The sequence below is a fragment of the Sediminibacillus terrae genome (assembly GCF_009602435.1).
Lineage (GTDB): Bacteria > Bacillota > Bacilli > Bacillales > Amphibacillaceae > Sediminibacillus > Sediminibacillus terrae.
This window is the reverse complement of sequence record NZ_VZDQ01000011.1, coordinates 487,087-501,146: the sequence shown is the minus strand read 5'-3', so window position 1 is coordinate 501,146 and position 14,060 is coordinate 487,087. Positions and strand designations below refer to the sequence as shown.

Annotated in this window: 17 protein-coding genes; 9 read left to right on the top strand and 8 right to left on the bottom strand. The window is 42.5% G+C overall.

All coding sequences use genetic code 11. The annotated features are described in order from the left end of the window. Positions 1-109 precede the first annotated feature (109 nt). A complete protein-coding gene (locus F6X55_RS05105; protein WP_153462253.1) occupies positions 110-1,540 on the top strand; it encodes a glycoside hydrolase family 1 protein in 1,431 nt (476 codons plus the stop codon). 544 nt (positions 1,541-2,084) lie between these two features. Beyond that, positions 2,085-2,342, top strand: a complete 258-nt coding sequence (locus F6X55_RS05100; protein ID WP_153462251.1) for a hypothetical protein — start codon at positions 2,085-2,087, stop codon at positions 2,340-2,342. Between the two features lie 140 nt (positions 2,343-2,482). On the opposite strand, the gene F6X55_RS05095 is transcribed toward F6X55_RS05100, so the two are convergent. Together F6X55_RS05095 and F6X55_RS05090 are read right to left on the bottom strand one after the other, a co-directional pair. Then, entirely contained in the window at positions 2,483-2,863 is a 381-nt protein-coding gene (locus F6X55_RS05095) for a hypothetical protein (protein WP_153462250.1), read from the bottom strand. Positions 2,864-3,034: 171 nt separating this feature from the next. Continuing rightward, entirely contained in the window at positions 3,035-3,676 is a 642-nt protein-coding gene (locus F6X55_RS05090; RefSeq protein ID WP_153462412.1) for an O-methyltransferase, read from the bottom strand. Positions 3,677-4,158: 482 nt separating this feature from the next. On the opposite strand from F6X55_RS05090, the gene F6X55_RS05085 reads away from it, so the two are divergent. Together F6X55_RS05085 and F6X55_RS05080 are read left to right on the top strand one after the other, a co-directional pair. Continuing rightward, positions 4,159-4,515, top strand: a complete 357-nt coding sequence (locus F6X55_RS05085; RefSeq protein ID WP_153462248.1) for a CotD family spore coat protein — start codon at positions 4,159-4,161, stop codon at positions 4,513-4,515. 80 nt (positions 4,516-4,595) lie between these two features. Then, on the top strand, positions 4,596-5,372 hold the full coding sequence (locus tag F6X55_RS05080) for an N-acetylmuramoyl-L-alanine amidase (RefSeq protein WP_026571616.1): 777 nt from the start codon (positions 4,596-4,598) through the stop codon (positions 5,370-5,372). A gap of 60 nt (positions 5,373-5,432) precedes the next feature. Here the strand turns inward: F6X55_RS05080 and F6X55_RS05075 are convergent, their stop codons facing one another. Further along, positions 5,433-6,830: an L-cystine transporter gene (locus F6X55_RS05075; RefSeq protein WP_026571615.1), complete on the bottom strand. Its 1,398-nt coding sequence runs from the start codon at positions 6,828-6,830 to the stop codon at positions 5,433-5,435. 281 nt (positions 6,831-7,111) lie between these two features. On the opposite strand from F6X55_RS05075, the gene F6X55_RS05070 reads away from it, so the two are divergent. Then, the gene (locus tag F6X55_RS05070; RefSeq protein WP_153462246.1) at positions 7,112-8,452 is read left to right on the top strand and encodes a C1 family peptidase; all 1,341 of its coding nucleotides are present in this window, start codon (positions 7,112-7,114) and stop codon (positions 8,450-8,452) included. Positions 8,453-8,560: 108 nt separating this feature from the next. On the opposite strand, the gene map is transcribed toward F6X55_RS05070, so the two are convergent. From map to F6X55_RS05045, 5 genes are all read right to left on the bottom strand, one after another. After that, the gene (gene map, locus F6X55_RS05065) at positions 8,561-9,301 is read right to left on the bottom strand and encodes a type I methionyl aminopeptidase (protein WP_153462245.1); all 741 of its coding nucleotides are present in this window, start codon (positions 9,299-9,301) and stop codon (positions 8,561-8,563) included. A 272-nt stretch (positions 9,302-9,573) separates the two neighbouring features. Next, positions 9,574-9,987, bottom strand: coding sequence for a DUF3021 domain-containing protein (locus F6X55_RS05060; protein WP_026771713.1), 414 nt, complete (start codon positions 9,985-9,987; stop codon positions 9,574-9,576). Next, positions 9,984-10,442, bottom strand: coding sequence for a LytTR family DNA-binding domain-containing protein (locus tag F6X55_RS05055; protein ID WP_153462243.1), 459 nt, complete (start codon positions 10,440-10,442; stop codon positions 9,984-9,986). The genes F6X55_RS05060 and F6X55_RS05055 overlap by 4 nt, the downstream gene beginning before the upstream one ends. A gap of 212 nt (positions 10,443-10,654) precedes the next feature. Further along, positions 10,655-10,918: a hypothetical protein gene (locus F6X55_RS05050; protein WP_237648600.1), complete on the bottom strand. Its 264-nt coding sequence runs from the start codon at positions 10,916-10,918 to the stop codon at positions 10,655-10,657. Between the two features lie 106 nt (positions 10,919-11,024). Beyond that, a complete protein-coding gene (locus F6X55_RS05045; RefSeq protein WP_081704568.1) occupies positions 11,025-11,183 on the bottom strand; it encodes a YvrJ family protein in 159 nt (52 codons plus the stop codon). A gap of 210 nt (positions 11,184-11,393) precedes the next feature. Between F6X55_RS05045 and F6X55_RS05040 the strand changes: the two genes are divergently transcribed. From F6X55_RS05040 to F6X55_RS05025, 4 genes are all read left to right on the top strand, one after another. Beyond that, positions 11,394-12,008, top strand: coding sequence for a sigma-70 family RNA polymerase sigma factor (locus F6X55_RS05040; protein WP_026571609.1), 615 nt, complete (start codon positions 11,394-11,396; stop codon positions 12,006-12,008). 4 nt (positions 12,009-12,012) lie between these two features. Beyond that, positions 12,013-12,210 (top strand): hypothetical protein, encoded by a 198-nt coding sequence (locus F6X55_RS05035; RefSeq protein WP_026571608.1) that lies wholly within the window; start codon positions 12,013-12,015, stop codon positions 12,208-12,210. A 165-nt stretch (positions 12,211-12,375) separates the two neighbouring features. Then, positions 12,376-12,918, top strand: coding sequence for a nucleotide exchange factor GrpE (locus F6X55_RS05030; RefSeq protein ID WP_153462241.1), 543 nt, complete (start codon positions 12,376-12,378; stop codon positions 12,916-12,918). Positions 12,919-13,041: 123 nt separating this feature from the next. Then, positions 13,042-13,962, top strand: coding sequence for an ROK family protein (locus F6X55_RS05025; protein ID WP_153462239.1), 921 nt, complete (start codon positions 13,042-13,044; stop codon positions 13,960-13,962). The last annotated feature ends 98 nt before the right edge of the window (positions 13,963-14,060 follow it).

The window sequence follows — 14,060 nt, the reverse complement described above, 5'->3', positions numbered from 1 at the left end:
AGCGGAGGCTGGTAAAAATGGCCGGTCTCCCCTCTTACTGATAAGGTGATATGGGGATTGAACACTACAGTCATTATTTTTGATAAATGAAAAATTGGAGGAATAAACAATGGCAAAACGTTTTCCAGAAGGATTTCTATGGGGCGGCGCAACAGCTGCCAATCAAATTGAAGGCGGTTTTCATGAAGGTAATAAAGGAATGAATATTGCCGATGTACTACCAGGTGGTAAAGAAAGATTATCGCTAATAAGCAATCCGGGTTTCGATTTTGAGATTGATCCAGAAAAGTTTTACCCGAATCATGAAGCCATCGACTTTTATCACCGCTACAAAGAGGATATCGCCTTGTTTGCGGAAATGGGCTTCAAAGTGTTCCGTATGTCGATAGCATGGACACGCATTTTTCCTAACGGCGACGAGCTCGAGCCGAATGAAGAGGGCCTTGCCTTTTACGATCGAGTATTCGATGAATTACACAAGCATGGCATTGAGCCGGTGGTGACGATTTCACATTATGAAATGCCGGTCCATTTGGTGAAAGAATATGGCGGATGGAGAAGCAGGGAAGTGGTCACCTTTTTTGAAAGATACGTAAAAGCAATCTTCAACCGCTATCAAGGCAAAGTGAAGTATTGGATGACTTTTAACGAAATCAACAGCGGTTTGATGATGCCGATCATGGGGCTCGGTTTCTCGATTCAAAAGGAAGAGGACAAGTATCAGCCGACCTTCCAGGCGTTTCATCATCAATTCGTTGCCAGTGCCAAAGCGGTCAAATTGTGTCATGAAATGATGCCGGATGCGGAAATAGGCTGCATGATTATTTTCGCTCCCGTATATGCTTACGACAGTAATCCCGAGAACGCCATGCATGCGCTCCAGGAAGAAGAACTGTTTAACTATTTCTGTGCAGATGTACAAGTAAGAGGAGAATATCCGGCCTTTATCAACCGCTATTTCAAAGAACATGGGATTGAATTAGAAATGGAAGAAGGCGATCTCGACATCATCAAAGAAGGTACTGTAGACTATATTGGATTCAGTTACTATATGTCCCGTACTGAAAAGAAAGACAAATCCGACTTGGATGGAATCCAGGGCAACATTATGCAAGGGGTGAAGAACCCATTCTTGAAAGCCAGTGACTGGGGCTGGGAAATTGACCCGATAGGTTTGCGTATTTCCTTGAACAAACTTTACGGAAGGTATGAAGTTCCTTTGTTTATTGTGGAAAATGGCTTAGGCGCTTATGACAAAGTAGAAGAGGATGGTTCAATTAACGATGATTATCGGATTGAGTACCTCCGCGAACATATTGAACAAATGGGCGAAGCAATCGAAGACGGTGTGGACCTGATGGGATACACAAGCTGGGGCTGTATTGATCTGGTTAGTGCATCGTCTGGCGAATATTCGAAGCGTTATGGATTTATCTATGTAGACAAGCATGATGATGGCAGCGGTACGTTAGAAAGGAAGCGGAAGAAGTCCTTTTATTGGTACAAAGATGTCATCAACTCGGATGGGGAAAAGTTGTAAAAAGAGTCTATAGATTAAAAATCGACTCCTGTTCGATTAGGATGTTTGGGAGGAGTAATTCATTGGCAAGCCACGTTTGATAACGTATCAAGCGTGGCTTCCTTTATATCAAGGAGTTTAGTACTCTCTGAATCAATAAAAGGGTGAAAAAACGATCTTTGCTCTAAATGCAGGAGCAGACAAACAAGTTGTGCAACGAGTAAAAAAGATATAGAGAAAATAAACAAACTAATATGCAGCCAATAAGATAACAACAAAGGTAACAATGGCCATCACATCGATGTTATAATGAATTTATCCGGAAGTTCTACACCCCGCTTAATTATAATTATCCACTATAATTTTCTATTTACACACCACAAAGAGCCTGTGATTACTTAATAATTTAATAACCTGGAGTTCCTGCTGTCATTGCAGGAGTGTTAATGGGACTAGGTACAGCTTATTTGTCTTAGGTTAACAGAGGATAAGGTATCTGTATCTTTCGCAGTCACACACCAATGTAGATGTATGGACAATAATCTCATCGGGAAGGAACAATGAAATGCTATTTAAGTTATTGAGTACGCCACTTAAAATAATTACAACCATCTTGATAGCCACTGTGATTTTTATTTTTTACTTATCTTTATGGGGTTCGCATAATCAAAATCCTTTCGCCATCACCAATTGGATTATTGTTGCTTTGTTTTTGGTGAATGGAATACATGTCTTCAATAAAAAAAGAAGCTGGGGAATCTGGTTAATTGCAGGTGCGATTATTATTGCGGCAATTTCCTGGGTGCAAACTCTGTATTTATAGGTGAAAAGGATACTCAATCTAGGGCTACATCGGGAAAACTTACAGGGGGAATCTGTCTTCCTCCGTACTTTGAATTTACCGGGAGTGATGCAATAAAGAAGCTGCGTTTTGAAGAGACTTCAAGCGTGGCCTCCTTTATATCAAGGAGTCAATGTGATTTTTTCCGATTTTTCTCCCCAGTCAATCTCAAATGCAACTGCTTCTGCCTCTGATTGCGCACAACCTTCACACATACTGCCGCTTCCTTCAATTAATCCGTTTTCGTTTAATGTGTCTTCACCTTTTGTCCTGCCGGCATCATAATCAAAAGTATATGAAATCCTTTCTTCCGGTAACGGTTCCTCTCCTTTATAGGAGATACTAAATGAGGTTTCCTGCTTGTTTTCTTCAGTTTGATAGGTTTCATATCTGACCTGCCAGTTTTCGCTTTCTCCTGTGTACAACTTATAAGTTTGATTCTCATTATCGCAAGCTGTAAAGGTAAACACGATTAAAAAAGATAAAAGCAAGCGTTTATTCAATAGAAACACTCCTAATCAGGTGTGAGCTTTTGAAGAATGAAAAAGTGGATTTTTCTTTCATTTTAACACATGGGAACTTGGCCAAGATTACCAAATAAAACGGTTAAAAGAAAAGTCCGCAGTGAAACACCCGATTCCGCTGTGGACCTTCCTGGACATTGAGATCACACTCTATTTTTCTTTTACTCTGGAAACCGTCAATCCATCTCCTATCGGAATGAGCAAGGACTCCAGTTGTGGATGATTGGCCGCAAGTTCGTTGAAATGTCTCATATCCTCTGTATAACGCTTTTTCTTCGAGGTGTCATCTACTACACTACCTCCAGCCAAAACATTGTCAGACACAATCAATGCGCCTGGTTCAGCCAGCTTGATACAATGGTCCAAGTAATGCTTGTAGTTTTCCTTATCCGCATCAATAAAGAAAAAATCGAATTGTCGTTGATTTTCTTCCAATTTCTCCAGGCTTTTCCGGGCTGGTCCCGTGAGATAAGTGACCTGGTTGCCAAATCCAGCTTTAGCCAAATTGTTTTCTGCCAATTTTGCGTACTTTTCCTCGAGCTCCAGGGAAGTCAATTTTCCGCTACTTCCGAAACCTCTTGCCAGACATATGCCACTGTAACCACCAAGTGCGCCTATTTCCAAGACACTTTGCGCACCGGTAATGGAAACGAGCATGGTCAGCAGTTTTCCAGAAGACGGGGAAACAGATATCGATGGCATGCCGTTAGCCTTAATGGACGCTGTTACCTCCTCGAGAAGTTCGTCTTTATGGACGAAAACGCGATCAATATATTCATTCATCTGTTTCACAATCAATCTACACTCCTATCCTCTTCGTTTTAACCATTATACTACAGTTGCCTTTTCCTAACCCGTGTTTCCACTTGGATGTTTGCCCCTCGGCTACTTTGTAGTACCCATTTATGAATGAAGGCAGCAATCGAAAAAAACATTGTTAAACTGGTCTTGATTATCGCTTCTGTACATCTTATTTATTCAGTCAACGACGTGAATGACAGGCCTTGCTCTTTGAATCCCTATCCGCGTTTCTTTAGTCCTGGATCCTTCAAGTAAGAGGAATAGACTCGTCCAGTCTCGATTCCTGGCCATCGAAGTCTTAAGTCCATCCCTCCGCATAGACAGTATCTTAAGTTTGAGGGACTTCTGACAAAATCTATTTGGCCCATCCCTTTAGTAGAAGTGCACATTTTCTTTCGACAAGATACTTGTCTAGGACAAACTGTTATTTCTTTCATACAATGTACTATCACGAGAAGGAAGGAGGGAATAGAATGGGACGTTATCACCATGATGAACGGAAAAATGCCGTTTCACCGAGCGAAACCTCTCCTGCAGGGGATGAGATGGTTGTTCATCCGACAGAAAGAGTAGTCAATACAAGAACAAGACAGCGTGTTGTAAAGAATGTCCATCCAACCGAAGTAGAAAACGTCAACAGAACCGTTGTCAGAAACGAAAATTATTACCCGGTCAGAAATTATCAAAGAAACGAAACCGTGGTAGAGGATTATGATTGTGGCAGTGACCTGAACAATCCTCAATGCAGACGGGTCAGTCCTGCTTCGGATAATAATGATCATGGACGCGGCAGATGTGGCTGCCGCCACCATAGGCGAAGTTGGATTTAAACCGAAGCACCCTTTATGGGTGCTTTTTCCTAATTCTAGTTAAGGATTAAGGATAGTTTTATCATATGAGGAGGATGAGCATGACAAAAATATTCATCGATCCGGGTCATGGCGGCAGTGACCCTGGCGCTACCGGTAACGGGTTGCAAGAGAAACATCTCACTTTAGCGATTGCCCTGAAAATACGTGATATTTTGAACAGTGAGTATGAAGGACACACGGTCATGTTGTCGCGCACGACTGATCAAGATGTTTCTTTAACCCAGAGGACCAACATGGCGAATAATTGGGGAGCCGACTACCTTGTATCGGTTCATATCAATGCCGGTGGGGGGACGGGATTTGAATCATACACGTATAATGGAAGTTATTCCGGTAAAGCGGAAACAAACCGGCTGAGGGGAATTGTTCATGATGCAGTTGTCGACCAAACGGGGTATAGAGACCGCGGTAAAAAAGAAGCAAACTTCCACATGCTGCGGGAGTCAGCCATGCCGGCAGTATTGACGGAAAATGGTTTTATTGACAATTCGTCCGATGCAGCAAATCTTAAATCCAATGCATTTCTTACCCGGATTGCCCGCGGACACGTAGCAGGACTCGCGAATGCATTCGGGTTGATCCCTAAAAGTAGTGGAGGAGATAGCGGGACGAAGAAATATGTGGAGATTATTGTAGATTCCTTATGGACTTACAATACGGCAGATTGGGATGATAAGGCTGTTGTCGTAAATAGAGGCGAAGTTTTTACCGTTATCCGGGACAGGTTCCCCGTTGGCGGTGGTTATATGTACCAGATCAAAAGCGGGTTGTATATTACAGCCAATCCTTCCTACGTTCGTTATTATACGAGGTAAAAAAATAAATACAAAAACGAGGGAGGCAGTTGGAGGATGCCTCCCTCGTTACCATGCATACTATACGGATTGACTGTCATCGATCGCAGTTTTGTCATCATAGGTCTTTACATTGAGCTTGCCTAAAATGCGTGAAGTCAATGTGCCGGATACCATCGCGCCGTTCACGTTCAAGGCGGTTCGGCCCATATCGATGAACGCTTCGATCGAGATCAACAGCCCAGCTAATGCTACTGGCATATTCAAGGAAGATAACACGATCAATGCTGCGAAGGTTGCGCCGCCTCCTACCCCAGCAATGCCGAAAGAACTGATTCCGATGATGATGACCAATTGTAAAATGAATAATGGGTCAAGTGGATCGATTCCGACAGTCGGAGCGATCATAACCGCCAGCATGGCTGGATAAATTCCCGCACATCCGTTTTGTCCCATGGTCGCTCCGAATGAAGCAGAAATATTCGCTATTCCCTGGTCAACACCAAGAGAGTTTTTCTGTGCCGAAATATTTAATGGGATTGTTCCGGCACTGGAACGGGAAGTAAAGGCAAAGCCTAATACCGGAATCACTTTCCGTAAAAACGTCATCGGATTCAATCCAAATACCCCTACCAACACCAAATGGATCACAAACATGGTCAGCAGTGCGGCATAGGATGCCAATACGAATTTACCCAGTTCGACAATGCCGTCGAAATCGGTAGTAGCAACTGTATTTGCCATCAAAGCTAAAATTCCGTACGGTGTTAAACGCAAAATCAACGTGACGATCCTCATGACTACAGCATAGACGGCATTTACCATTTTGGTAAACATTTCGGCTTGTTCAGGGTTTTTCCGTCTTAAGCCAAGGACAGCGATTCCGACGATGACCGAAAAAATGACGACCGCGATGACGGAGGTCGAACGCTGTCCGGTCATATCCAAGAAGATATTGGACGGAATGAAATTCAATATCTTTTGGGGTGTAGATTGGGTTTCCACTACGTCGTCCAAGGTAGCCTCCAGAGAAGAACCTCGATCCTGTTCGGCTTGACCTGCTTCGATTTGTTCGGCATTAAGATCGAAAATAGTGGCAGAAGCAATTCCGACTAAAGCCGCTACCATGGTTGTCGTAATCAGAATACCGATAATCCAAGCAGACATTTTTCCCAGTTCTGCTGATTTATCCAGATTAATAATCGATTGAATGATCGATACCAGCACGAGCGGAATTACAATCATCATTAAAAAGTTGACATAGCCGCGGCCGACGATACTGTACCAATCCGCAGTCGTGGCAAGCACTTCAGAGCCACTTCCATAGACCCATTGTAGGATGGCACCCAGGACGATCCCCATCCCTAATCCCGTAAACACCCGTTTTGTAAAGGAAACGTGTTTGCGTTGCATGGTAATTAAAATACCGATAATGGCCAGTAATACAATGATATTCGTTAAAATAAATAAAATATCCATCCATAATCCCCCTGTCTTGTGTTCTTGTTAGCATATGTAGCTACCGATCATCCTGCTCTCTTTCTAACACAAATAAATCCTATAAAAATAGTATGCTTTCAAAATTTATATTATCATCAATATCCGTGTCAAGTTATTTGGTTAACATTGGAAAAGCGCATCAACTACCTTCGGGAAGACACCATGGAACAGGTGAAAGCATCGTATTTTTTCTGAATCTTTCGTTTTTCCAGAAAAAAGGCGTATAATGGAAGGAATAACAAAAGGGGGAGGAAAAACAGATGACCAAGAAAATCGATAAAGTGTTGGTGGAAGCTTTTTCAAAAAAGCTCCATGACTATCCGCAAAACCAGGTGATTAAAGACGCGATTATGAAAAACGGTATCCAGGCTTCCGTTCAAAACAATGATTCCGTTGTATCGATGAATCACGTGTTTTCGGAAGAAATCAAAACGGGGAAAGTGACCAACCAGAAGCAAAGCGGACGCTGCTGGATGTTTGCGGCTTTGAACACATTTACACACAAATTGAACGATTTGTTTAATCTGAAGGACTTTGAGCTTTCGCAAAATTATACGAATTTCTGGGATAAGTTTGAGAAGGCGAATTATTTTTTGGAAAACATTCTCGATACAGTGGAGGAGCCACTTGATGGAAGGTTGGTTTCCTGGCTGTTGGAAACACCGCAGCAGGATGGCGGGCAATGGGATATGTTCGTATCCTTGATTGATAAATATGGGGTGGTCCCGAAACAGGTAATGCCGGAAACCTTTCACAGCAGCAATTCAGCTCAATTGAATCAGTTGTTGGACGCCACTTTGCGGAAGGACGCGGCCGAGTTGCGCAGACTTCATGGAGAAGGCAAACCGGAAGCGGAGCTGCAGCAAGTAAAAGAGGGTATGCTATCGGACATTTATACCTTGCTTGTTTATACCCTTGGTGAGCCTCCTCAGACATTTGACTTTGAATTCAGGGATGAAGATCATGCCTTCCATAGGGAAGAAAGCATCACACCTCACGCATTCTTCGAAAAATATATCGGGATAAACCTTCATGATTATGTAAGTGTCATCAATGCACCGACAGGAGATAAGCCATATGAGCAAACCTATACCGTCGACCGGCTGGGCAACGTGGTCGATGGCACACCGATCCGTTATTTGAATGTTGAAATGGAAACATTGAAAGATCTCGCCGTCAAGCAAATAAAGGATAATGAAAGTGTCTGGTTCGGCTGTGATGTCGGTCAGGACTCCAATCGAAAAGACGGAATCATGGACACCGCTCTGTTTGATTATGAGCAGGCATTCGGCTTCTCCCCAGGGATGTCGAAAGCGGATCGGCTTGACTTTAAAGACGGCCTTTTGACACATGCCATGGTGTTGACCGGGGTCAATCTTGTCGATAATAAACCAAATCGATGGAAGGTCGAGAATAGTTGGGGAGAAAAAGTAGGCGACAAGGGTTACTTCGTGATGAGTGATGAATGGATGAACGAATACACTTATCAGGTAGTCGTACACAAAAAATACTTATCAGAAGAGCTGAAGCAGGCCTGGGAACAGGAGCCAGTAGTATTGAAGCCATGGGATCCCATGGGGTCGCTCGCTATTATGAAGTAAAAGAAAATTGCCCGGGAAAAAGCCTGGTCTTCCAAGCCATACCGGGCGAAGTCTAAATGCTATTCGAATTCGCCCGGTTTTTTTGTTTGTAGGTTGGGTTTCGTTCCCTTACAATGTGGTAATAACCGGCCCTTCCTTTGTGAGGATGATCGTATGTTCGTATTGAGCAACAAAGCTTTCGTCGGTCAGGAAGGTCCATCCATCGTCAGATTGGAAAACCTCCTCTTCCAATGTAGAGATGAAAGGTTCGAAGGCAATTACCATCCCATCTTTTAACATTTCGTCGTCCCAAGGAGAGTGGAAATTGAAAATATGTTCCGGTTCCTCGTGAATGGAGGTTCCGATACCATGTCCGGTAAGGTTTTTTATGACTGTTAAGCCATGCTGTTTTGCTACATTGTGTACAGTTTTTCCAAGCACGCTTTTTTTCGAACCTGGTTTTGCATGCTTAAGCCCAGCATCGAATGCTTCTTTAGCCACGTCACATATTTTCTGTAAAACCGCCTCTCCATTCCCAACAACAAAAGATATTCCGGTATCAGCGAAATAGCCATTTTTCGAACCTGAAACATCGACATTGACGAGATCCCCTTCTTGAATAACCCGATTCGTCGGAATCCCGTGTGCTACTTCTTCATTTATACTAATACACGTATATCCAGGGAAATCGTATTCTCCTTTCGGGGCAGAATGAGCTCCTGCTTTTTCAAAAAGTTCCCCCGCGATTTCATCGAGTTCTTTTGTAGTGATTCCTGGTTTGGTGCATTGGACTAACTCATCTCGTATCGATCCACAAATTTTGCCGATTTCTCTTAAGCCCTTAAAATCTTCTTCAGTCTTCGCGATCATTGGATCTCCTCACTTTATATTAGTATTCCATTCAGATTCTCGCATAAACGGAGTGTCTTTTTCTACAACAAAAGCTTCATCGAAAAGCCAGGCACCCAGGAGAATGCCATTCGTTAAAGCTTTTCCCTTTCACCTTGATGAAAGGGAAAAGGCTAAATTTCAGTATACCAGTGAAATATATGGACAATACCGAAAAGAAGGCAATAGCTTTTATAAAAACCAATATAGTCTTTTAGTAAATCAGGGTGTGAGCATGACACCCTGCGTTATTCTTATTCAATATGCTGTAGCTCCTCGTTCAGCTTTCTGGATTGATTTTTGAAATAAAGGTAAAAACAAATCCATATCACCGCATATAAAGCCAGCGTTATTACCAGGAATAACAGGATACTCGATGTTCCGGCCGGAATCCAGCCAATTTGATAGGCAAGTACAAAGTAAGCAACCATGGCCGTAACGAAGTGAAGTCCGGTCTGCTGAAAAAGCGATAAAGACCTGATTTCAAAGTAAAGCGGGGTAACAGAAAACAACCATCCACAAAATATGGAACCGAGTGAATTTTTCAGGAAAAGGCCCCCGTCGAGCACCTTTTCATCTCCGAAATATACTAGAGAATTAGTAGCCAATACAGCAATAAATGCACCAAAAAAGATGCCAATCAAGCTTCTGAATAAAAAGGTTTTCACTTTTTATTCCTCCTGTTCATTTTTAAAATAGATCGGATATTACTGACATAATGCCGTGAAGCATATTCCTTCGCTCCGGATTTGAAGTGGACACAGAGTGTGCCGTTGAAGGATGGTTCGAAGTGGCTGATTTCAAAAAGATTTGCGATAACCGACTTGGAAATCCGAATAAACCGGTCCTTAGGAAGAGTTTGCTCCAGTTCATATAATTTTTCTTTAACTTTGAACATTCCTGCTGGGGTTGCAGCCAGGACTGTATCCCGTTCTGATTGAAAATAATAAACATCTTCAGGTTTCAAGATGTGTTGTTCATCCCCATTTTTACCGATAATAAAATTTGTTTTTTTATTCTCCAGGAAATCGAGGATTTGTTTAATCGAATCGTCGATTTCCTTGCATTGGATCGTGACAGTTGTACTTTCATGGTGACGATCCACATCCAATAACACCTTCACCATTTCCCCTCCTTTTGTTCGATTTGTTAAATCCAGTATAGAGTGGCTTTCCTTTCTTGTCATCATGATGGAGACAAAACGTCAACTCGAAAAGATAAGATGCAATTCTTCATCTACAACCTGCATCGCGGCATCCAGCGAAAAAATTCCTATGTATCCACAAACCAAATAAAAGAGACTGTTCGGCTGAAACAGTCTCCCCTAACTTGTTTTTAGTAATAGTAGCCGCCTCCATACGGAGGATATCCGTAATATGGCGGATAAAGCAGTGAGCTTCCCAGAAGTCCGCCCACCACACCACCAAGGAACGGATAGCCGAAGCCTCCATAAAACGGTCTAGGTCCGAAGAAAGGTCTTGGACCAAAGAATGGGCGCGGGCCAAAGAACGGACGCGGACCGTAAAAGGGCCTGCCGCGTTCCTCTGTAAAATATTCCTGTGGGGTTAGGGCAGGGTATTCCTGAATTTCGTTGTTCATCCTATTTCTCCCCTCCTTATCAGTTCTAATTCATTCTATTGAGGAGAGGGGAGTTTGTAGCCTGTTTATCCAACAAAGAGCATAAGATGGGCATTTATCCATACATTCATTTTTCCTGACTGACCGCTTCTTTCAACCTGTCGATAGATTGGGCCAATGCAGTTATCCGTTTCTCGAACCGGAACAAAAGATATAATACCATGACCACCGGAAATCCAAGATCGCTTACAAGTGTCACTAATGAAGGGACAAGCGTCGAATCCATCCTTCCTCCTCCTCTCTTTTCTCTTTAAATTTAAAAAGAGAAGGATTTATAGCAAAAGTAAACCAGAACAAGATAGTTATATTTACACTAGAAACTGGAACAAATATTGCGATATAATGACAAAAAAGCGAACAAATGTTCTTATTTTTGTGTGAATTAGTTTATTTTTATCCTGTTTCATGCTCTTTACATAGTAGGAGGGATGCATCTATGGAATATGAGCGCTTCTCGAACAATCAGCATGATAGCGTAGAAGAGTTTTTTGAAAGATATCATGCCTTTGCAAGGCAGCCGGTGGTCAAGTCGTTTTTTTTGAACGAGGAAAACAAACAGCTATTGGAAAAAGCACTGGTGGAGAAAACAGAAGAAAGCCGCAGAAGATTGGACGAAAAATTCCGTGATTTTTATCGTCGGGCAAAATGGACCAAGTATTTTTCTAATTTGATCTATTTTAATTCGATCAACTTTGATAAGCGAACACGTACGTATTATGAAAAGTATTTAACGATACTCAATCAGCCGTTGTCCGACAAGGAAACGGATTCGGAAGATGAATGGATCGACATCATTTCCAAGGAAACAACTGATCCTGTAGAAGAGATCGTAAAAGATAGTGAAAGATTGGAAGATCATATACAGGATGAAAAGTTGTATGATGCCATTCAGCAATTAAGCAAGCTTCAAAAAGAGGTGCTCGCACTTATATATGTGGACCAATTAAAAATCAAAGAAGTTGCTGCTATAAGGAAAACCTCCTCCCAAAATATATCGAAAATTCACAGGCAGGCAATCGCGAAGTTGAAAAAATATTATAAGGAAAGGTGACAAGATGAAACAAGAACACGATTTAATTACCGAGTTCATTACCCACATGGAACCAAAAATAAAAAAATCTATCAAATATACTTCTTTTCAGGAAAGAGACGATTTGGAGCAGGAAATCAAATTAAAAATGGTCGAGACGGTATCCAGAGGAGTCATCAAAGAAACACCCGGTTTCTGGGAGTTCAAACAATCATTCGATTAGGGGATGGGGTGCAGATCAGTTTTGGAAATTTGGAGGGTTTGTTTAATTCAGGGATTTGTAGACAGAGTAGATTTAGACTTTTACTTATGATAATTTTGACAATGAGGTGTACACACCTGAGCATGTATGAGAAGTTCTATTTTTCAAAAGGAGTTGTACGAAGACATGTCAAACAGAACGGGAATACTAGGGTTGCTTGCTTTTTTCTTATTCTTTTTGGCTGCATGCAGTGATACTTCCGGTGATTCAGCGGCAGAACAGCAGCCAGCAGCAAGTGAGGAATCAACCTCAGAAGATGGAGAAGGAGTTTCAGACGCTCCGGAAAAGCAAAAGAAGACTGATGAGAAGGAAGCCCAAACCTCTGTAAAAGAAAGTGAAAGCCAAGTGGGGCAAGAGTCGAATGATTCTGGAGATGATCCATCCGATACAACGGCTGACAATAAAGAGACTTCCGGGACCACCGATGAAGAGAGTGATCCTGCCATTGCCGATGGAGAAGCTGCAATTTCTTATTTAAAGCAGCAATTGGAAATGAAAAACAATGAAGATATTGTCTTTGATGACTTGGGCGGAGAACTGAAAGAAGACGAAGCAGGATCTTACTACACCATTACGCTGACCTCGAAGGCCATTGAACAGAATGGCGGTTCGGGAACTGTGGGTGTCTATAAAGTCTATAAGAATGGTGAGTACGAGATGAAAGGCTAGAAAACTATTGACGAGAGGTAGGTGTGATGACTTTAAAATTTTCCGGTAAGGAATAAGCAGATGGTAATTAGAAATAAAATAGAATAGAAGAAAATATAGCAGGGCAAAGGGGAGAGAAACCGATTGACGGATAAGTTTATTGCTTTTGATGTGGGCGGGACAAAAGTGAAGCATTCGGTTATGCATGGAGACGGCACCTTAGTTGAAAAGGGGCGATACGATACACCGGTTTCTGATTTAGGGGATTTTTTGAGGGAAATGGAACTTGTCATCCAGCAGTATCGTTCTCGTCATACGGTTGATGGGATAGCCATCAGTATGCCGGGTCCGATTGATCCTGTAACCGGGTATTTAGATTCTGACACTGCGGGCAATGTGGTTTGCATAAGAAGAAGAAGCATTAAATCGTTGTTGGCAGAGAGGATCGATTTGCCGGTAGAGGTGGAAAATGACGGGAATTGTGCTGCTTTGGCCGAACAGCTAAACGGAAATGCTCAAGGTGTCAGAGATTTTGTTTGTGTGACAATCGGGACCGGGATTGGCGGGGGAATCGTGGTTGACGGGAAAGTTTTGCGCGGAAAATCATTCAGGGGTGGTGAATTCGGTTTCATGATAACGAATAGGTCACTTCCTGACAAAGCGATTTGGCATCGCAATGGTGCGACCGGAAGTCTGATTCAGGATTACAGACAGTTCATGGGGCTTAATCCGAATGAAAAAGTGGAAGGTGAAGCGATTTTTCAACAGGCAGAGCAGGATGGTCAATTGGCTGCTTTGTTGGACGATTGGCTGACCAGTATCAGTTGTGGACTGTACAACTTGGCTGTTACGTTGAATCCGGAAATTATCCTGGTCGGGGGCGGCGTTAGCGCACAAACCGACCTGTTGCAAAAGATAGAAACGAAGCTGGGACAGTTGGAGTTTTGGAAGGATTTCCATGTCCCGATTGCTGTTTGTAAACATAAAAACGATGCTGGCATGATCGGGGCTGTACAACATTTTTTGAACAGACAAGGTCTTTCCAAATATTCAAGTGATCTTTGAAAAAATATTTTCATGGTACCTGAGAACTACCGATCCTTTCGAATGGCGAGAAGGATTGGTAGAAACAATGTCCCTTCTGAAGTAGGAAAAAGTGCTGC